General features: G+C 73.3%; 21 protein-coding genes. 15 read left to right on the top strand and 6 right to left on the bottom strand.

All coding sequences use genetic code 11. From position 1 onward, the window contains the following. Positions 1–2: 2 nt before the first annotated feature. The 5 genes from ACQKM2_RS10880 to ACQKM2_RS10860 all read left to right on the top strand — a co-directional run bounded on the left by ACQKM2_RS10880 (position 3) and on the right by ACQKM2_RS10860 (position 4956). Positions 3–1478, top strand: coding sequence for an NAD(P)H-hydrate epimerase (locus tag ACQKM2_RS10880; RefSeq protein WP_427708458.1), 1476 nt, complete (start codon positions 3–5; stop codon positions 1476–1478). Positions 1479–1739: 261 nt separating this feature from the next. After that, complete coding sequence (gene alr, locus ACQKM2_RS10875) at positions 1740–2876, top strand: alanine racemase (protein WP_427708457.1); 1137 nt, start codon at positions 1740–1742, stop codon at positions 2874–2876. A gap of 38 nt (positions 2877–2914) precedes the next feature. Further along, positions 2915–4090, top strand: a complete 1176-nt coding sequence (locus tag ACQKM2_RS10870; RefSeq protein WP_427708456.1) for an alpha/beta fold hydrolase — start codon at positions 2915–2917, stop codon at positions 4088–4090. After that, entirely contained in the window at positions 4047–4601 is a 555-nt protein-coding gene (tsaE, locus tag ACQKM2_RS10865; RefSeq protein WP_427708455.1) for a tRNA (adenosine(37)-N6)-threonylcarbamoyltransferase complex ATPase subunit type 1 TsaE, read from the top strand. Before ACQKM2_RS10870 ends, tsaE begins: the two co-directional genes overlap by 44 nt. Positions 4602–4755: 154 nt before the next feature. Then, the gene (locus ACQKM2_RS10860; RefSeq protein ID WP_427708454.1) at positions 4756–4956 is read left to right on the top strand and encodes a hypothetical protein; all 201 of its coding nucleotides are present in this window, start codon (positions 4756–4758) and stop codon (positions 4954–4956) included. A 65-nt stretch (positions 4957–5021) separates the two neighbouring features. Here the strand turns inward: ACQKM2_RS10860 and ACQKM2_RS10855 are convergent, their stop codons facing one another. Beyond that, a complete protein-coding gene (locus tag ACQKM2_RS10855; protein WP_427708453.1) occupies positions 5022–5579 on the bottom strand; it encodes a hypothetical protein in 558 nt (185 codons plus the stop codon). Positions 5580–5714: 135 nt separating this feature from the next. On the opposite strand from ACQKM2_RS10855, the gene tsaB reads away from it, so the two are divergent. The 5 genes from tsaB to ACQKM2_RS10830 all read left to right on the top strand — a co-directional run bounded on the left by tsaB (position 5715) and on the right by ACQKM2_RS10830 (position 9044). Beyond that, positions 5715–6377 (top strand): tRNA (adenosine(37)-N6)-threonylcarbamoyltransferase complex dimerization subunit type 1 TsaB, encoded by a 663-nt coding sequence (tsaB, locus tag ACQKM2_RS10850; RefSeq protein ID WP_427708452.1) that lies wholly within the window; start codon positions 5715–5717, stop codon positions 6375–6377. Continuing rightward, positions 6374–6895, top strand: a complete 522-nt coding sequence (gene rimI / locus ACQKM2_RS10845; protein WP_427708451.1) for a ribosomal protein S18-alanine N-acetyltransferase — start codon at positions 6374–6376, stop codon at positions 6893–6895. The genes tsaB and rimI overlap by 4 nt, the downstream gene beginning before the upstream one ends. Further along, positions 6888–8051 carry a tRNA (adenosine(37)-N6)-threonylcarbamoyltransferase complex transferase subunit TsaD gene (gene tsaD / locus ACQKM2_RS10840; protein WP_427708450.1) on the top strand — a complete coding sequence of 388 codons (1164 nt, stop codon included), beginning with the start codon at positions 6888–6890 and terminating at the stop codon, positions 8049–8051. The genes rimI and tsaD overlap by 8 nt, the downstream gene beginning before the upstream one ends. Beyond that, on the top strand, positions 8048–8323 hold the full coding sequence (locus ACQKM2_RS10835) for a hypothetical protein (RefSeq protein WP_427708449.1): 276 nt from the start codon (positions 8048–8050) through the stop codon (positions 8321–8323). Before tsaD ends, ACQKM2_RS10835 begins: the two co-directional genes overlap by 4 nt. A 70-nt stretch (positions 8324–8393) precedes the next feature. Then, on the top strand, positions 8394–9044 hold the full coding sequence (locus tag ACQKM2_RS10830) for a hypothetical protein (RefSeq protein ID WP_427708448.1): 651 nt from the start codon (positions 8394–8396) through the stop codon (positions 9042–9044). A 153-nt stretch (positions 9045–9197) separates the two neighbouring features. Here the strand turns inward: ACQKM2_RS10830 and ACQKM2_RS10825 are convergent, their stop codons facing one another. After that, a complete protein-coding gene (locus ACQKM2_RS10825; RefSeq protein WP_427708447.1) occupies positions 9198–10379 on the bottom strand; it encodes a class I SAM-dependent methyltransferase in 1182 nt (393 codons plus the stop codon). Positions 10380–10469: 90 nt separating this feature from the next. Here ACQKM2_RS10825 and ACQKM2_RS10820 point away from each other — a divergent pair, with 90 nt between their 5' ends. Together ACQKM2_RS10820 and ACQKM2_RS10815 are read left to right on the top strand one after the other, a co-directional pair. Next, positions 10470–11417 (top strand): polysaccharide deacetylase family protein, encoded by a 948-nt coding sequence (locus ACQKM2_RS10820; protein ID WP_427708446.1) that lies wholly within the window; start codon positions 10470–10472, stop codon positions 11415–11417. Between the two features lie 14 nt (positions 11418–11431). Further along, positions 11432–12301: a polysaccharide deacetylase family protein gene (locus ACQKM2_RS10815; protein ID WP_427708656.1), complete on the top strand. Its 870-nt coding sequence runs from the start codon at positions 11432–11434 to the stop codon at positions 12299–12301. Between the two features lie 275 nt (positions 12302–12576). Here ACQKM2_RS10815 and ACQKM2_RS10810 read toward each other — a convergent pair whose 3' ends face one another. Beyond that, positions 12577–13050 (bottom strand): hypothetical protein, encoded by a 474-nt coding sequence (locus tag ACQKM2_RS10810; RefSeq protein WP_427708445.1) that lies wholly within the window; start codon positions 13048–13050, stop codon positions 12577–12579. Between the two features lie 12 nt (positions 13051–13062). After that, entirely contained in the window at positions 13063–14313 is a 1251-nt protein-coding gene (locus ACQKM2_RS10805) for a helix-turn-helix domain-containing protein (RefSeq protein WP_427708444.1), read from the bottom strand. 219 nt (positions 14314–14532) lie between these two features. Here ACQKM2_RS10805 and ACQKM2_RS10800 point away from each other — a divergent pair, with 219 nt between their 5' ends. Continuing rightward, the gene (locus tag ACQKM2_RS10800; RefSeq protein ID WP_427708443.1) at positions 14533–14679 is read left to right on the top strand and encodes a hypothetical protein; all 147 of its coding nucleotides are present in this window, start codon (positions 14533–14535) and stop codon (positions 14677–14679) included. Continuing rightward, positions 14672–14926, top strand: coding sequence for a hypothetical protein (locus ACQKM2_RS10795; protein WP_427708442.1), 255 nt, complete (start codon positions 14672–14674; stop codon positions 14924–14926). The genes ACQKM2_RS10800 and ACQKM2_RS10795 overlap by 8 nt, the downstream gene beginning before the upstream one ends. Positions 14927–15335: 409 nt before the next feature. Here the strand turns inward: ACQKM2_RS10795 and ACQKM2_RS10790 are convergent, their stop codons facing one another. Then, a complete protein-coding gene (locus ACQKM2_RS10790) occupies positions 15336–16232 on the bottom strand; it encodes an RNA polymerase sigma-70 factor (protein WP_427708441.1) in 897 nt (298 codons plus the stop codon). Between the two features lie 192 nt (positions 16233–16424). Between ACQKM2_RS10790 and ACQKM2_RS10785 the strand changes: the two genes are divergently transcribed. After that, positions 16425–17483 carry an NAD(P)/FAD-dependent oxidoreductase gene (locus ACQKM2_RS10785; RefSeq protein WP_427708440.1) on the top strand — a complete coding sequence of 353 codons (1059 nt, stop codon included), beginning with the start codon at positions 16425–16427 and terminating at the stop codon, positions 17481–17483. A 5-nt stretch (positions 17484–17488) separates the two neighbouring features. On the opposite strand, the gene ACQKM2_RS10780 is transcribed toward ACQKM2_RS10785, so the two are convergent. After that, entirely contained in the window at positions 17489–17851 is a 363-nt protein-coding gene (locus tag ACQKM2_RS10780) for a hypothetical protein (protein WP_427708439.1), read from the bottom strand. Positions 17852–17912: the final 61 nt, after the last annotated feature.

Genomic DNA, 17912 nt, shown 5'->3' with positions numbered 1-17912 from the left:
GCATGCGTACTGCCTACAGCGTGGAGACCGTACGGGCCGCCGAGCGCGAGTTGATGGCCCGTCTGCCGGAAGGCGCCCTGATGGCGCGGGCGGCGGCCGGGCTGGCCGCCGTGTGCGCGCAGTTGCTGACGCGGCGCCGGGGGCGGGTCTACGGGTCCCGGGTCGTGCTGCTGGCCGGCCCCGGGGACAACGGTGGTGACGCCCTGTACGCCGGAGCCCGGCTGGCGCGGCGCGGAGCCGGGGTGACGGCGGTGCCGATGGACCCCGAGCGGATGCACCCCGGCGCCCTGGCCGCGCTGCGGGCCGCCGGGGGACGGGTCGCCGAGTCGGTGCCGGCGCGGGCGGACCTCGTACTGGACGGGCTCACCGGGATCGGCGGCCGGGGCGGGCTGCGGCCGGCGGCGGCCGCGCTGGTCGAGCGGATCCCGGCCGGGGCGCTCGTGGTCGCCGTGGACCTGCCGAGCGGGGTCGACGCGGACACCGGGGAGGTCGCCGGCCCGGCGGTGTCGGCCGACGTGACGGTCACGTTCGGCGCGTACAAGTCCGGGCTGCTGATCGACCCCGGGGCCTCGCGGGCGGGCGCGGTGCGGCTCGTCCCGATCGGGCTGGAACTGCCGGACCGGGCGGAGCTGGAGGCCCTCCAGCACGCCGACGTGGCACGGCTGCTCCCGCTGCCGGGGGCGTCGAGCGACAAGTACCGGCGGGGCGTCGTCGGCGTCGTCGCCGGGTCGGAGCAGTACCCGGGCGCGGCCGTGCTCGCCGTGGCGGGGGCGCTGCGGGGCGGCGCGGGCGCGGTGCGGTACGTGGGCCCGGCGGCGGAGGCGGTGCTGGCGCGGTACCCGGAGGTGCTGGTCGGGCCGGGGCGGGTGCAGGCCTGGGTGGTCGGCCCGGGGCTGGGCTCCGGGCGGGCCGCCGAGGTCGAACGGGCCCTGGCGGACCGGGACGTACCGGTGCTGGTCGACGCGGACGGGCTGCGCGGGCTGGACCCGGAGGCGGTGCGCGCACGCCGGGCGGCGACCCTGCTGACCCCGCACGCGGGGGAGGCGGCGGCGCTGCTGGGGGTGGCGCGGGAGGAGGTCGAGGCGGGGCGGCTGGCCGCCGTGCGGGGGCTCGCGGGGCGGTACGGGGCGGCGGTGCTGCTGAAGGGGTCGACGACGCTGGTCGCCTCCGGCGGGGGAGGCGGCGGCGGTGCCGGTGGCGTCGTGCGGGTCAACCCGACGGGGACGCCGTGGCTGGCGACCGCCGGGAGCGGGGACGTGCTGTCCGGGCTGGCGGGGGCGCTGCTCGCCGGCGGGCTGTCGGGGGTCGACGCGGGGGCGGTGGCCGCCTATCTGCACGGGCTGGCGGGGCGGTTCGCCGCCGGGGCGCTGGCCGCTGGTGCGCCGGGCGCTGGTGGGTTGGCCGCCGGGGGTGCGCCGGTGGTGGCGCAGGAGGTCGCCGCCGCGCTGCCGGAGGCTTGGCGGTCGGTGCGGGCCTGACCCGGCCGGGGGCGGCCCTGCGGGGCTGTCCCCTACCCTCCCTTCCACCGTTCCCCGGGGGCTCCGCCCCCGGACCCCCGCGCCTCAAACACCGGCGGGGCTGGGGTGGGCAAACGCCGGCGGGGCTGGGGTGGGTAAACGGCGGTGGGGCTTGGGGCTGGGGTGGGGTGGGGCAAACGGTGGTGGGGGTGTGTAAAGGGGGTATGGCGGGCGAAGCATGCCCGATCACCGGTCCGTACAGGTTCTGAGAGACTGTGGGCGATGAACGAGACACCGATGCGCGTGTACGCCGAGATCGATCTTGACGCGGTACGGGAGAACGTGCGCGCCCTGCGCGCGCGGGCGCCCCGGGCCGAGCTGATGGCCGTCGTCAAGTCGAATGCCTACGGGCACGGTGCCGTCCAGTGCGCCCGCGCAGCCCAGGAGGCCGGTGCCACCTGGCTCGGCACCGCCACCCCCGAGGAGGCGCTCGCCCTGCGCGACGCCGGGATCCGGGGGCGGATCATGTGCTGGCTCTGGACCCCCGGCGGGCCCTGGCGGGAGGCCGTCGAGGCCGACCTCGACGTGTCCGTCAGCGGGATGTGGGCCCTGGACGAGGTCCGGGCCGCCGCCCGCGCGGCTGGCCGTCCCGCCCGCATCCAGCTCAAGGCCGACACCGGCCTCGGCCGCAACGGCTGCCAGCCCGCCGACTGGGCCGAGCTGGTCGGCGCGGCCGTCGCCGCGCAGGCCGAGGGCACCGTCCAGGTCACCGGCGTCTGGTCCCACTTCGCCTGCGCCGACGAGCCCGGCCACCCCTCCATCCGGCTCCAGCTCGACGCCTTCCGCGACATGCTGGCCTACGCGGAGAAGGAGGGCGTCGACCCCGAGGTCCGGCACATCGCCAACTCGCCCGCGACGCTGACCCTCCCCGAGACCCACTTCGACCTCGTGCGCACCGGCATCGCCGTCTACGGCGTCTCCCCCTCGCCCGAACTCGGCACCCCCGCCCAGCTCGGGCTGCGCCCCGCCATGACCCTCAGGGCCTCCCTCGCGCTGGTCAAGACGGTCCCCGCCGGGCACGGCGTCAGCTACGGCCACCACTACGTCACCGAGTCCGAGACGCACCTCGCCCTCGTCCCCGCCGGTTACGCCGACGGCGTCCCGCGCAACGCCTCCGGCCGCGGCCCGGTGCTCGTGGCCGGCAAGGTCCGCCGCGCCGCCGGGCGGATCGCCATGGACCAGTTCGTCGTGGACCTCGGCGAGGACCTCGCCGAAGCAGGCGACGAGGCAGTCATCTTCGGCGACGCCGAGCGCGGCGAACCGACCGCCGAGGACTGGGCCCAGGCCGCCGGCACCATCGCGTATGAGATCGTCACCCGTATCGGAGGCAGGGTGCCGCGGGTCTACCTCGGCGGCTGAGCGGGCCGGGCGGGCCTGACGGGGAGGACGGCGACGTCGTGAGCGAGAACTGGCGCAAGGCCGGCTGGGCCGGCGCCGCCATCGGTGTGCTGGCGGCGGGCGCCGCGGCCGGTGTCGCGGTCGAACGGATCACCGTGGGGCGCGGCATCCGGATGAAGGCGCGCCTCGCCCTCGACGCCGCCGGGGACTTCGGCTCGCTGCGCGGGACCGAGGGCGGCTGCCGGGCCGAGGACGGCACCGAGCTCTACTACGAGGTCGACGAACCGCCCGCGGACGGCAAGAAGCGCCGCCTGCGGCGCAAGAACCCGGCGGAGGGCGCCACCGTGGTCTTCTGCCACGGCTACTGCCTCTCCCAGGACTCCTGGCACTTCCAGCGCGCCGCCCTGCGGGGTGTCGTCCGCTCCGTGTACTGGGACCAGCGCAGCCACGGCCGCAGCGCCCGGGGCCTGGCCCAGGCCGACGGCGTACCGGTGACCATCGACCAGCTCGGCCGCGACCTGAAGGCCGTCATCGACGCGGCCGCGCCCGAGGGCCCGCTCGTCCTCGTCGGCCACTCCATGGGCGGCATGACCGTCATGGCCCTCGCCGAGCAGTTCCCGGAGCTGGTCCGGGACCGGGTGCTGGGCGTGGCCCTCGTCGGCACCTCCAGCGGCGGGCTCGACGAGGTGACGTACGGGCTGCCGTCCGTCGGGCTGGGCGCGGTGCGCCGCATCCTGCCCGGGGTGCTGAAGGCGCTCGGCTCCCAGGTCGAGCTGGTGGAGAAGGGCCGCCGGGCCACCGCCGACCTCTTCGCCGGCATGATCAAGATGTACTCGTTCGGCTCCCGCGACGTCGATCCCGGCGTCGCGCGCTTCGCCGAGCGGCTGATCGAGGCGACCCCGATCGACGTGGTCGCGGAGTTCTACCCGGCCTTCCAGACCCACGACAAGAGCGCCGCCCTCCAGCGGTTCGCGGACATCCCCGTCACCGTCGTCGCCGGGGACCGGGACATGATCACCCCGGCCGTGCACAGCGTGACCATCAAAGAGGAGCTGCCGGCCGCCGAGCTGGTGGTGCTGGAGGACACCGGGCACCTGATGATGCTGGAGCGCCCCGACATCGTGACCGGGCTGCTGACCGGCCTGCTGGCACGCACCGGAGCCGTCCCCGCAGCGGCTAACGTTGGGGGACATGGAAGAAGTACCGCGGGAAGCACCGCGCAGCCCGGCGGCTGAGGCCCTGGCCGAGGCCGCCGCAGAAACCCTGATCACCGTCGACTCGCCCGCCTCCATGCAGGAGCTGGGCCGCAGGATCGCCGGCCTGCTGCGTCCCGGCGACCTGGTCCTGCTGACCGGCGAGCTCGGCGCGGGCAAGACCACGCTGACCCGCGGGCTGGGCGAGGGCCTGGGCGTGCGCGGGGCCGTGACCTCGCCGACCTTCGTGATCGCCCGGGTGCACCCGTCGCTGGGCGACGGTCCGCCGCTGGTGCACGTGGACGCGTACCGCCTCGGCGGCGGGCTCGACGAGATGGAGGACCTGGACCTCGACGTCTCGCTGCCCGATTCCGTGGTCGTCGTGGAGTGGGGCGACGGCAAGGTCGAGGAGCTCTCCGACGACCGGCTGCACGTGGTGATCGGCCGTGCCGTCGGGCACGAGGAGGTCCTGGACGACGTGCGCGAGGTCGCGCTGCGCGGCGTCGGCGAGCGCTGGGCCGGCGCGGAGCTGGCAGGGCTGGCGGGGCGGTAGCCGCCGGGACGCCGTGGTTCCGGCCACCGCTGCGACAACGTACCGACAACTCGTCGGGAAAATATTGCGTTGGCGCAGGCTCGCGTGATGACATGGTACCGAGCGCTGGTTAGGTGTACCTAAGTACGGCGTCCCGGGGTCTCAGGAGGCAGCCATGTCGGCAGCAGGAGCAGAGCGAGCGCCCGTCGTGTCCATGCGGGCCCTGCTCGCGGCGGGCGCGGCCGCCACGGCGGTGTCCACGCCGCCCGCGCGCGCCGAGGCCGAACCCGAAACCGAACCCGAAATCGGATCCGGGCCGGGGGCCGGGCCCGGGACCGACGCCGAACGGGCCGCCCCGGAGCCCGAGGCGGCCTGATACCCACGTTCGGGTGAACCGCGCCGCGCGTCCCCGCACGGGGGACGCCGTGGAGAGGGGCGCCGTCAGGCGACGACGACGACCTTCGTGTCGCGCGTCGCGAACGCCCACATCGCGTCGCCGTCCGCGCGCGCCATGCGGATCCCGCCGGTCTTCTTCGCCGCGTCCGGCTCCGGCATCGTGCCGTCCACGCGGGCGCTGAAGCCGATCGCGATCCCGTCGGTGGTGGTGAACCGTACGACGTGCTCGATCGGCACCCCGTCCGTGCCGGTGACCGTCGCCGAACGCGAGACGACCAGGTAGCTGCCGGGCACCGGGTGCACCGTGCTCGGCATCACCGTGAACGTCTTCGGCTCCTTGCCGTCCTCCTGGACCAGCCACACCCGCTTCTGCGACACCGAGTACACGACCCGCGTGCCCGTACCCGACTCGGCCGGCGCCGCCGTCGGCTTCGCCGGCTCCTGCTTGGCCGGGGGCTGGTTCTGCGCCGCTGCCGGGGCCTGCCCGGCGGGCTTCGCGGGATGCGCCGGCGCGGTCGCGGAAGCCTGGTAGCCCAGGAAGCCGATCGCGGCGAGCGCCGCCACGGTGAGCCCGGCCACGATTCCCGAGCTGCTGCGTGCCACCTTGCTCCACCTCTCCGCGCCTCGGGCCGTCGAACTCTCGGGCGACCCGCGTGTGTACCCGGTCGAAAGGTAGCAGCCGGGCCCCGCACCGACCGGCCGCAAGGCCCTGGGGCCGGGGAGTCGTAGGCTGTTCGCGTGCTCTTGCTCGCCGTAGATACCGCCACGCCCGCCGTCACCGTCGCCCTGCACGACGGGAAATCCGTCCTCGCCGAGTCGAACCAGGTCGACGCCCGCCGCCACGGGGAGCTCCTGCTGCCCTCCGTCGACCAGGTCCTCACCGAGGCCGGGATCAAGCTCGAAGCCGTCACCGGCATCGTCGTCGGCGTCGGCCCCGGCCCCTACACCGGGCTCCGCGTCGGCCTCGTCACCGCCTCCACCTTCGCCGCCGTCCTCGGCGTCCCCGTGCACGGCCTGTGCACCCTCGACGGCCTCGCCTACGCGGCCGGCGCCGCCGGGATCGAGGGCCCCTTCACCGTCGCCACCGACGCACGGCGCAAGGAGGTCTACTGGGCGCGCTACGAGGACCCGCGCACCCGCGTCGGCGAGCCCGCCGTCGACCGCCCCGCCGACATCGCCGAGCAGGTCGCGGGCCTCCCCGCCGTCGGGCAGGGCGCCACCCTCTACCCGGACGTCTTCCCGGACGCCCGCGGCCCCGTGCACCAGTCGGCCGCTTCCCTGGCCGCCCTGGCCGCCGAACGCCTCGCGGCGGGGGAGGCCTTCCTGCCCCCGACGCCGCTCTACCTGCGCCGCCCCGACGCGCAGGTGCCCAAGAACTACAAGGTGGTCACCCCGCAGTGACGGCCCCGACCGCAGTGCTCCGCGAGATGCGCTGGTGGGACATCGAACCGGTGCTGGAACTGGAACACGAGCTGTTCCCCGACGACGCCTGGTCGGCCGGGATGTTCTGGTCCGAACTCGCCCACGCGCGCGGCCCGCAGGCCACCCGCCGCTACGTCGTCGCCGAAGAGCCCGCCACCGGCCGCATCGTCGGCTACGCCGGACTGGCCGCCGCCGGCGACCTGGGCGACGTACAGACCATCGCGGCCGCCAAGGACCAGTGGGGCACGGGCCTCGGAGCCCGGCTCCTCACCGACCTGCTGGGCGCCGCCACCGCCTTCGAGTGCGCCGAGGTGCTGCTGGAGGTACGGGTGGACAACACCCGCGCCCAGCGGCTCTACGAGCGGTTCGGCTTCGAGCCGATCGGCTTCCGGCGCGGCTACTACCAGCCCGGGAACGTCGACGCGCTCGTGATGCGCCTGACCGACCCGGCACAGACCCGAAACGAAAACCCTGAGAGCAGTGAGAGCAATGGCTGACGAACCGCTCGTCCTCGGCATCGAGACCTCCTGCGACGAGACCGGCGTCGGCGTCGTCCGCGGCACCACCCTGCTGGCCGACGCGGTCGCGTCGAGCGTCGACGAGCACGCCCGCTTCGGCGGGGTCGTGCCCGAAGTGGCCTCCCGCGCCCACCTGGAGGCGATGGTCCCCACCATCGAGCGCGCCCTGAAGGAAGCCGGGGTCAGCGCCCGGGACCTCGACGGCATCGCCGTCACGGCCGGCCCTGGCCTCGCGGGGGCGCTGCTGGTGGGCGTCTCGGCGGCGAAGGCGTACGCGTACGCGCTGGGCAAGCCGCTGTACGGGGTCAACCACCTCGCCTCCCACATCTGCGTCGACCAGCTGGAGCACGGGCCGCTGCCCGAGCCCACCATGGCGCTGCTGGTCTCCGGCGGGCACTCCTCGCTGCTCCTCGCCCCGGACATCACCAGCGACGTCCGGCCGCTGGGCGCGACCATCGACGACGCGGCGGGCGAGGCCTTCGACAAGATCGCACGCGTGCTGCAGCTCGGCTTCCCCGGCGGTCCCGTCATCGACCGGCTGGCGAAGGAGGGCGACCCGAAGGCGATCAGCTTCCCGCGGGGCTTGACGGGCCCGCGCGACCCGGCGTACGACTTCTCCTTCTCCGGCCTGAAGACGGCGGTCGCCCGCTGGATCGAGGCCAAGCGCAACGCGGGCGAGGAGGTGCCGGTGCGCGACGTGGCCGCGTCCTTCCAGGAGGCCGTGGTGGACGTGCTGACGCGCAAGGCGATCCGCGCCTGCAAGGACGAGGGCGTCGACCACCTGATGATCGGCGGCGGCGTGGCGGCCAACTCCCGGCTGCGCTCGCTCGCGCAGGAGCGCTGCGACGACGCGGGGATCATCCTGCGGGTGCCGCGGCCGAAGCTGTGCACCGACAACGGCGCGATGGTGGCGGCGCTGGGCGCGGAGATGGTCAAGCGCAACCGGCCGGCCTCCGACTGGGACCTGTCGGCGGACTCCTCGCTGCCGGTGACGGACCCGCACGTCCCGGGCACGTCGCACGACGGCGACCACGACCACGATCACGGCCATGACCACGGTCACGGTCACGGCCACGGGCACTCCCACTCCCACGACCACGTGCACGAACTCAGCAAGGACAACCTCTACTCGTGAGCACCGTCGCGCTGATGTGGGAGGCCCGGGCCGTCGGGGGCCGGGGCAACGAACTCATGGAGTGGGCCCGGGCGCAGGTACTGGCCCGGGAGCCCGTGCGCCGCGAGGTGCTGCGCGCCCCGCAGGACCGGGTGCTCGTGATCACCTGGTGGGAGGCCCCCGAGGGACTGGCGGCGGACCTGCCCGAGCTGCCCGAGCCGGCCGCGGACCTGATCACCCGGGCGGTGCACCGCTGGCGCTTCGAGTCGGTGGAGGCCACGGGCGCCGGCTGAGGCCCTGGTCGGGGCGGTGGTCGAGGAGTGCTGCGGCGAAGCTCGAACGGCCGCGGTTAGGGTCATGCCCATGCCGAGACTCCCCGCGCGTGAGCTACCGCCCCCGCCGCCGCCCGCGCACCTGCGCGAGTGGCTGGACGAGGGCGTCGTACGGGCGGACCGCGCGCGTTTCCTCGCGGACCTGAGCCGGCGCAGCCTGGGCCTGGGGCGGCTGCTGTCGCTCTGGTGCGTCGCGGGGGCCTTCGCGCTGGGCTGGACCCTGGCCGGCCTGGCCGTGACGGCCTTCGCCGCGGGCGGCGGGCCGGGCGGGCTCGGCGGCGTCACGTGCTCCGCGGCGGGGGCGGCGGTGCTGCTGTACGCCGGGCTCTGCCTCGCGCGGGGCGCCCGGCAGGAGCGGCGGGTACGCCGGCTGCTGTGCGCCTGGGTCATGGCGGGCCACGACCCCGAGGCCGACGCCCGCCTGCGCGCCCCGGCCCGCAGCGCGGTGTGGCTGACGGCCTCCCTGGCCCTGGGCGGCTTCGGCCTCTGGCTGGCGTTCGCGTCGGCGTCCGGGGCCCGGCCGGGCACGGACACGTACGGGGAGGTCGCGTACTTCACCGGATTCGGCATGATCCTGTGGATCACCGCCCTCCTGGGCCTGGCCAAAGCCGCGGCCTACCACCGCTGGACCCGCACCCCACCCGTCCCGGCCCCCACGCCCCACCCGACCCTGGCAGCCTGACGCCGGCCAAATCCAGCCTCGCCGGCGTTTGAGGCGCGGGGGCCCGGGGGCGGAGCCCCCGGAAAGCCCGGGCGCAGCCCGGGGCCGCCTGCGCGGCGGCGCGGCACGGCCCCCCGTTACCCCGGCCAGGGGAAGGGCGGCACGGAACCCCCGCTACCCCCGGCCAGGCGCAGGGCACCCGATGAGCATCGCCGGCGCCCCCGCCACCCGCGTCAGGAACACCGTCGCCGAGTTCGGCCCCTGCGGCTTGACCTTCTTGCGCAGCTCCTCCGGCTCGATCGCGGACCCCCGCTTCTTCACCGTCAGGATCCCGACCCCCCGCTCCCGCAGCAGCGCCTTCAGCTTCTTCAGCCCGAACGGCAGCACGTCCGTGATCTCGTACGCCGTCGCGTACGGCGTCTCCCGCAGCTCGTCGGCCGTGATGTACGCGATGGTCGGGTCGATGAGCCGCCCGTCCAGCCGCGCGGCCACCTCCGCGACGAGGTGCGCCCGGATCACCGCCCCGTCGGGCTCGTACAGCCAGCGCCCGACCGGTCCCGCCTCCGGGTCCGGCAGCGGGTCGGCGGTCTCCAGCCCGACCGGTCCCGGCAGCAGGGTGGCCCGTACCGTGCCGGGGGCGGTGCCGAACCACAGCACGGCCTCCTTCACGTCCCCGTGGTCGGAGATCCACTCGGCCTCGGCCTCCGCCGGCACCGCCTCGTGCGGGATCCCGGGGGCGATCTTGATGGCGGCGAACTTCGCCGCCCGCGCCGCCTCCACCGCCCACGACAGCGGCGGCGAGTACGACTCGGGGTCGAAGATCCGCCCGCGCCCGCCGCGCCGCGCGGGGTCGAGGAAGACGGCGTCGTACGCGGACACGTCGACGGCCGTCACGTCCGCCTCCCGGACCTCGATCAGGTCCGCCAGCCCCAGGGCCTCGGCGTTGGCCCGCGCGACGGCCACCGTCAGCGGGTCGAGGTCCACCGCCAGCACCCGGATCCCGCGCCGCGCGAGCGCCAGCGCGTCCCCGCCGATCCCGCAGCACAGGTCCGCGACGCTCCGTACGCCGAGCGCGTGGAGCCGTTCCGCCCGGTACGCGGCCACCGGCGCGCGGGTGGCCATCTCCCCGCCGCCGGGCGTGAAGTACATCCGGAAGGCGTCCTCGGCCCCGAACTTCGCCACCGCCCGCTGCCTCAGCCGGGCCTGCCCCAGTGCGGCCGACACCAGCCCGGCGGGGTGCTCGCGGCGCAGCCGGGTGGCCACGGCCAGCTCCTGTGCGGGGTCGTAGTCGCGGAGGGAGTCCAGGAGGGCGCGGCCCTCGGGGGTGAGGAGCGCGGCGAAGTCTTCGGGGGTCACCGGTTCATTGTGGGCCAGCCGGTGGAAGGCGGGCGTCCGGCCGTGGTGTCGCCCGGGACGCGGAGCCGGGTGGTGAAAACATCCGCTGCTATGCAGCTTGTACGACAAAACGGAAATAGTTCGCAGTTTGGTCACCGACCCGCGCGGCACCCGCGCGGCCGGTACGGGGTGGCCCTGGCCGCACTGCTGGTCGCCGCCCTGGGTACGGGGTGCGGGGCCACGGAGCCCGAGAAGCCGGCCAAGGGCAAGCCCGGCCAGGGAGCGGAGGCCGGCGGCGCGGCCGGTGCGCTCGCCAACTCCGCCGAGAAGCTCAAGGCCGCCCAGCAGGCCCGGATCGCCGCCGCGAAGAAGTGGCGGCTGGCCAAGACGCCGCTCCTGGCCCCGGCCGCCCCGAAGACGAAGCCCGAGATCACCACGCGCGAGGGCTTCGAGGTCGAGGACCAGGACGAACTGCCCCCGGTCTTCACCACCGTCCCGACCGAGGACAAGGTCGTCTTCCTGACCGTGGACGACGGGGCCGAGAAGGACCCCGAGTTCATCAGGATGATGAGCGAGCTGAAGATCCCCTACACGGCGTTCCTCAGCGACTACCTCGTCCGCGACAACTACCCCTACTTCAAGGAGATGCAGGCCGCGGGCGTCACCCTGAACAACCACACCCTCAACCACCGCTACATGCCCGGCCTCTCGTACGAGCAGCAGCGCGAGGAGATCTGCGGCCAGCAGGACACCATCCAGAAGCAGTTCGGCAAGCGGCCCTCCCTCTTCCGCCCGCCGTACGGCAACTACAACCAGGACACGCTGAAGGCCGCCAAGTCCTGCGGCATCAAGGCGGTTCCGCTGTGGAACGCCGAAGCGTTCGTGAACCGGATGGACTACCGCGAATGGGACCGCGACCTCCACCCCGGCGACATCATCCTCACGCACTTCCGGGGCCGGGAGGACTGGAAGGGCACGATGCCTGACATGATCCGTCATGTCATGAAGACCGTCACGGACAAGGGATACGCCGTGGCCCGCCTGGAGGACTACTTGTGAGGTACGCGCGCCGGTTGGTAGCCGGGACGCTGACGGCCGGCGCGCTCGCGCTGTCCCTGACGGGATGCGGTAACAGCGTGGACCCCATCGAACGGCTGGGCCGCAAGACCGCGCCGGACAGCGCGTCCCCGTCGACCTCCCCGTCCGCGCCGGCCCCCGCGGCGAGCTCCGCGCAGGCCGGTGCGCCGGGGGACGAGGCGTACCGGAAGTGGGGCCTGAAGGCCCCCCTCCAGTACGCCCCCAAGCCGGCGCAGAAGCCCCAACTCCCCAAGACCGCCCCGGGCAAGGCGGCCGTGCTGGACCGAATACCCGTCGCACCGACGGAGAAGGTCGTCTTCCTGACCTTCGACGACGGTGCCGAGAAGGACCCCGAGTTCCTGAAGATGGCGGCCGACCTGAAGCTGCCGATCAGCATGTTCCTGACGGACAACGTGGCCTCCTCGGACTACGGCTACTTCGAGAAGCTCCGCGACAACGGCTCCGGCAGCACGGTCAACAACCACACCCTGACCCACCCGAACCTCCGCACCCTGCCCTTCGCGGCGCAGAAGAAGGAGATATGCGGGCAGCAGGACCACCTGGAGAAGCGCTTCGGCAAGCGGCCCCCGCTCTTCCGCCCGCCCTTCGGGAACTACAACGACGACACCCTCAAGGCCGCCGCCGAATGCGGCGCCCCGACGGTGGTCCTGTGGCGGGCGTCGATGCAGATAAACGACTTCCAGTACGCGGAGGGCTCCGCCCTCAAGCCGGGCGACATCATCCTGGCCCACTTCCGCGGCCCGTCGGAGCTCAAGGGCGCGACGGAAACCCAGATGACGACCCGCATGCTCCAGCGGATACAGGACCAGGGCTACAGGATCGGCCGCCTGGAGGACTACCTGTAGGGGCCCGCCATCTCCCCCTCGAGGGGGAGATGGCGGGGCGGGAGTTGCCCACCCGCCCCCGGGTGCGGGTGGGTGGGGTGGAGAGCGGGATCCCCTGGGCCCTCAGATGTCGGCATTCCGGGCCAGGGGCGCGACGACCCGCACGCGAGGTCGATCAGGGCCCCCTGGGAAGCCCCCAGACGCGACAGATCGCTACGCGCTCCTCTTTTCCGGCGTCTTCCGCCGGTCTTGGGCTGATATCCGCACGAGAGGCAATCGGGCGCCTGGCGGGCGCTTCAGCGTTCTGCGCCCTCCGGCCACAGCACGCGTACCGGTACCCCCACCTTCTCGGCGTACGCGACGACGTCGGCCGTCCCGCCGAAACCCCACGCCGGCTTTCCGTCCCACACAGCGAACAGCACGTCGGCCAGGCCCACGAGGATCTCGCTGCCCGCCATGTGGGCGGCAGAGTCGGACGCGGCCATGCCGGTGCGGTGCACGTCGGAGGCCCGGTGCAGGAGATCGTCGTACACGGGCCAGTGAGTGTCCGGCAGGCCTTCGCGGTACTCCTCGGCGGGAATGACGACCTCCAGCCGTCCCCCGTGATCAAGTACCACTTGGGCGAACCAGGCATCGGGGCCGTCCGCGATGCAGGAGACCCCTGTCAGCTCCGCCGCGTCCAGGTCTCCGACGGCCGCCGCCAGAAGGCCGTGCACGCGCTTCTCCACTTCGGGGCTCAACCCACGGTGACCTGTGATGCCCACACGCATTTCGTGCTCCTCTTACAGGTAGACGTCTTGAAGCCGTTCATCGAATTCACGCACCACTCTGGGGGGCGACGTCAAGGCCAACGAACGGCGTAGGGCACGGGCCCGTTCCACGATCCGGCCGGAGCGGTAGGCCACGCCGGTCTCGACAGCCTTTGATGCGAAGGCGAACGCCGCGTCGATGCGCCCGGCGGACAGATGTCCGGCAGCCACGTCCAGCACCACGAGGGCGCGCTGTTTGGTGTGTCCTGTGGCCAATGCCTCCGTGTCACCCGCCAGCACCCAGTCCGAGAGCCCGAGCCGCGCCCCGCACGTCACCCGGCACGCCGCGACCTTTGCCCCGTCGAACCGGAACACCCAGGGCCACGGAGGTGGTTCCTCGACGCACAGCGACTCCGCCACGGCGCGGCTGCGGTTGAGCGCCCGGTCGGTCTCCCGTTGGTCCCCGTCTGCCGCATGGGCGAGCGCTTCGACCGAGGACAGCCACGCGTCAGCGACTGCCGGTCTCTGCGTTCCCAGGAATCTTCGCGCCCTGTGCGCGAGGGCGACGGCCTGTGCCCCGTTGCCGGCGTGCGCCTCGAACTGGGCCAGACTGCCGGTCTGGTAAGCGGCCAATAGCGGGTCATCCGCCGAGCGTGCGGCGCGGATTGCCGCCCCGTACCAGGACCGTGCCGATCCATGGTCACCCATGTCCCATGCCAGCCACCCGGCCAGGCTGGCCGCTTCACTGCCCACGGCCGCAAGGCGGCTGCGCATCCGGTCTGTGTCGGCGCTGCGGGTCACGCTCTGGATCAGACGGATATGGGACTCCACCGCAGCCGAAAGGTCTCGGGAAGGGGTGGTGCTGTCCAGGCGCCGGTATCCAGCGGTGTTCATCCTCAAGGCCGCCACCTGGCCCCCATCACTGTCGCCCTGTGGCAGGGCGCCGAGGAGTGGTGAAGCCGCTACTGCGGCCACACCACCAAGGAACTCACGTCGTTCCACTCGTTCCGATCCGTCCCGTAAGGCGTGGTGCTCGGCGAGGCCGACAAGCCCTGTCGGGATCTCCAGGTACGCGGCCACGGCCGCCAACAGATCCGTCCCGTAGGACCCTGCCCCGTGATTCTCCAGACGTGACACCGCCGACTGCGAAAGCCCGCATGCCTGGCCCACCTGCTTCTGCGTGAGCCCGGCCGCCTTACGGCACAGCTCGATGACCTTGCCGTAGTTCCCCGCCCGGGAAGCTTCTCGGACCTTTGGCGCCTGCCAGCCCACCAGATCACCCACGTTACGAGTTTCGATCGCGAATACCGCATGCCCGTACCCGCCTTCCGCATATGTGCATGCGGAGAGCGGGTCCCCGATGGTCCCACTGTGCGGACGGTCGTTGACTGGTCGTCAGCAGGCCTGGGCGTCTCTTCGCCCTCCCACCTGGCTGCCAACCCCTCTCCGTCCCTCCACCTACCCGGACGGCGAATTTCATCCCTCTGCCCAGGAATGGCACGCATGAGCGAAATCACTCTCGTCGACAACGTAACCGCGTCCTTCGCGAGGGTCGCCACAACGGTCACACCCAGTACGGAACTGCTTGACCGTGCACTGGCCGGCTGGGAGCGCTTCCTCAGCACCTTCGAGAAGGTGTCCGATGAGTGAGCGGTACGAATACGTCCCTCATCGCTTTCTACGCCGTCGAGTGCGCGACGTTGCGTCCGGTGTGGAGGGCGAGCTGATGGCCGTGATCAACGAGAACGTCTCCGACACCGGAATTGACCGCTGGATGGAGCTCGCCTATATCCGAGGGGCCTCCGGCCGTGAGTTCACCACCGCCATCGCCAACGTCGTACCCGCCTACGACCAGCCCAAGACGGCCGACGGTCGCCGAGATCAGAGAAGCGCGTAGCGATCTGCTGCGCCTGGGGGCCTGCCAGGTCGCTCTGATCGGCCTCTCGTGTACGTAGCCGGCGCCCGGCCCCTCGTCTCCGACGGGGCCGTTTCTCGTCTGTCTCCCCCTGTGACCGTTCCTTTTGGGGGTTTCCCGGCAGTCTTTCGGCTTTCCGGTTCGGGTCGGTCGGTCAAGGGTGGCCGAAGGCCATCGCGAAGCGACGCGACCGGAGGGAGCGCCCTTGAGGGACCGGGCCGAAGCGGAAGGACGATGGGACTGACGGGAAACCCCCAAGCCTTCTCCGACTACCGCCCAGGGGGATCCCGCCCCCAGCCCACCGGCCCGCAGACGAGGGGGCGGGTGGGCAAACACCGACCCGCCCCCACCCCCTCGCGGGGGAGATAGCCGGCCCCCGCGTGCACAGCCGTCAGCGGCTCAGCGGGGTTTCGTGCTCCATGCGCGTCAGCTTCTGGGGGTTGCGGACGGTGTAGAGGCCGGTGACGAGGCCGTCGTCGATCCGCATCGCCACGACCATCTCGACCTCCCCGCCGATCCGCATCAGGAGCGCCGGGTGGCCGTTCACCCGGGTCGGCTCCGCGGTCACCAGCGGGCCGAAGGCGGCGACGCCGGCGGCCAGCGCGCGGGCCACCTTCTCCGCGCCGATGACCGGCCGGGGCATGGCCTGCTTGATGCCCCCGCCGTCGCTCAGGGCGACCACGTCCGGGGCGAGGAGGTCGAGCAGGCCCTGGAGGTCGCCCGTCTCCAGCGCCCGCCGGAAGGCGTCGAGGGCGGCCCGGGTCTCGGTCGCGGAGACGACCCCGCGCGGCCGGCGCGCGGCGACGTGCGAGCGCGCCCGGTGCGCGATCTGGCGGACCGCCGCCGGACTCTTCTCCACCGCCTCCGCGATCTCCTCGTACCCCAGGTCGAACACCTCGCGCAGGACGAACACCGCTCGCTCGGTCGGCGCCAGCGTCTCCAGCACCAGCATCATCGCCATCGAGACGCTGTCGGCCAGCTCGACGTCCTCGGCCACGTCCGGCGCGGTGAGCAGCGGCTCCGGGAGCCAGGGGCCCACGTACGTCTCCTTGCGGCGGCTCAGCGCACGCAGCCGCCCGAGGGCCTGCCGGGTCGCGATCCGGACGAGGTACGCGCGCGGCTCCCGCACCGTGCCGAGGTCGACCCCCGACCAGCGCAGCCACGTCTCCTGGAGGACGTCCTCCGCGTCCGCGGCCGAGCCGAGCATCTCGTAGGCGACGGTGAACAGCAGCTTGCGGTGCCTGACGAACGCCTCGGTGGCGGGGTCGGGACGCTCGTCCTCGCTCATGTGCGGGTCTCCTCTGCCTTCGTTCGTTTTCCTCGTGCGTGACCGTGCGCCCATACGACGCCGGACCCCGGCGCTTTGTGACAGGCCGGACCGCCCCACGGCCCGTGACGCGCGTCACAGCGGCCCGCCTGTCACAGGAGCCGGCCGGCCGGCATCTCATGTCCGACCAGTCGCGTTGACGAGGAGGACGACATGAAGGTCGTGGTGGTGGGCGCCGGCTACGCGGGGATGCTCGCGGCGAACCGGATCGCCAAGAAGGTGAAGGGCGCGGAGATCACGGTGGTGAACCCGCGCGCCGATTTCGTGGAACGCGTACGGCTCCACCAGCAGATCGCCGGGACCGCCGCCGTGACGACCCCCCTCGCGTCGATGCTGCGCCCCGGGATCGGCGTCCGCGTCGCCACCGTCGAGAAGGTGGGCGACGGGCACGTCGCCCTCGCGGGCGGGGAGACCCTCGACTTCGACCACGCGTTCCTGGCCGTCGGCAGCACGGTCCGGGCCATGGCGGGAACGGTCCCGGTCGGGACCTGGGAAGGCGCCGAACAGGCCCGCGCGGAACTCGACGCCCTGCCCGCGGGCAGCACCGTCACCGTGATCGGCGGCGGCGCGACCGGCATCGAGACGGCCGCCGAGGTCGCCGAGGCCCGGCCCGGCCTGCGCGTACGGATCATCGGCCCGTCGGTCGCCGACGGCTTCTCCGACCGGGCGCGGACCATGGCCCGCACCGGACTGGAGCGCCTGGGGGTCGAGGTGGTGGACGACACCGTCACCGACGTCGTCGACGGCACGGTGCACCTGCGCTCCGGGGCGGCGGCCGCCTCCGACCTGACCCTGTGGGCGATCGTGTCCGACGTACCCGACCTGGCCGCGCGCAGCGGCCTCACGGTCGACGCCCGCGGGCGGGCGCTCGTGGACGACTGCCTGCGCAGCGTCGACGACGGACGGATCTTCGTCGTGGGCGACTGCGCGGCGGTGCCCGGCGCCCGCTTCGCCTGCGCCCTCGCCGGCCCGCAGGCCGCCCACGCCGCCGACACCCTGGTCCGCCTGATCGGCGGCCGCGAGCCCGAACCGTACGCACCGCGGTACGTGGCCCGGGCCGTCACGCTCGGACGCAAGGGCGCGGTGGCCCAGTTCACCCGCCCCGACGACACCCTGCGCCGCACCTGCCTCACCGGACGCACCGCCGTGGTGCTCAAGGAACTGGCCTCCCGGGGAGGCAAGTACGGCGCCCGCACGGGCACCGGGGGGTGAACGCCTCAGCGCGTACGGGCCCGGCGCGCCGCGAGGTCGCGCCACTCGCAGTACACCTCCGCCGGTTCGGTCCAGTACCTCCACGGCAACGCGCCCACGTACCCGTCGACGAGGCGGAACTGGGCCAGCGCCAGGTCGTACCGCTTCTGCCGGGTCAGGAAGAAGGCCAGCAGGTGGCGCACCTCGGCGACGTTCGGGTGGTCCGGCCGGGCCGCGCCGACATCGGCCATGGCGGCGTCCACCAGGGAGACCACGTGGGGCGAGCGGTAGGCCGCGTCGGGGTCCTTCCGGTCACGGTGCGGGTGGGGGGGGCGGGATCCCCTGGGGCGGTAGCCAGGGAGGGTTTGGGGGTTTCCCGTCAGTCCCATCGTCCTTCCGTGTCGGGCCGTCCTGTCAAGGGCGCTCCCTTCGGTCGCGTCGCTTCGCGAT

The sequence above is a fragment of the Streptomyces sp. NPDC004126 genome (assembly GCF_050275515.1).
In the GTDB taxonomy this organism is placed as follows: domain Bacteria; phylum Actinomycetota; class Actinomycetes; order Streptomycetales; family Streptomycetaceae; genus Streptomyces.
This window is presented reverse-complemented; position numbering and strand designations above follow the sequence as displayed.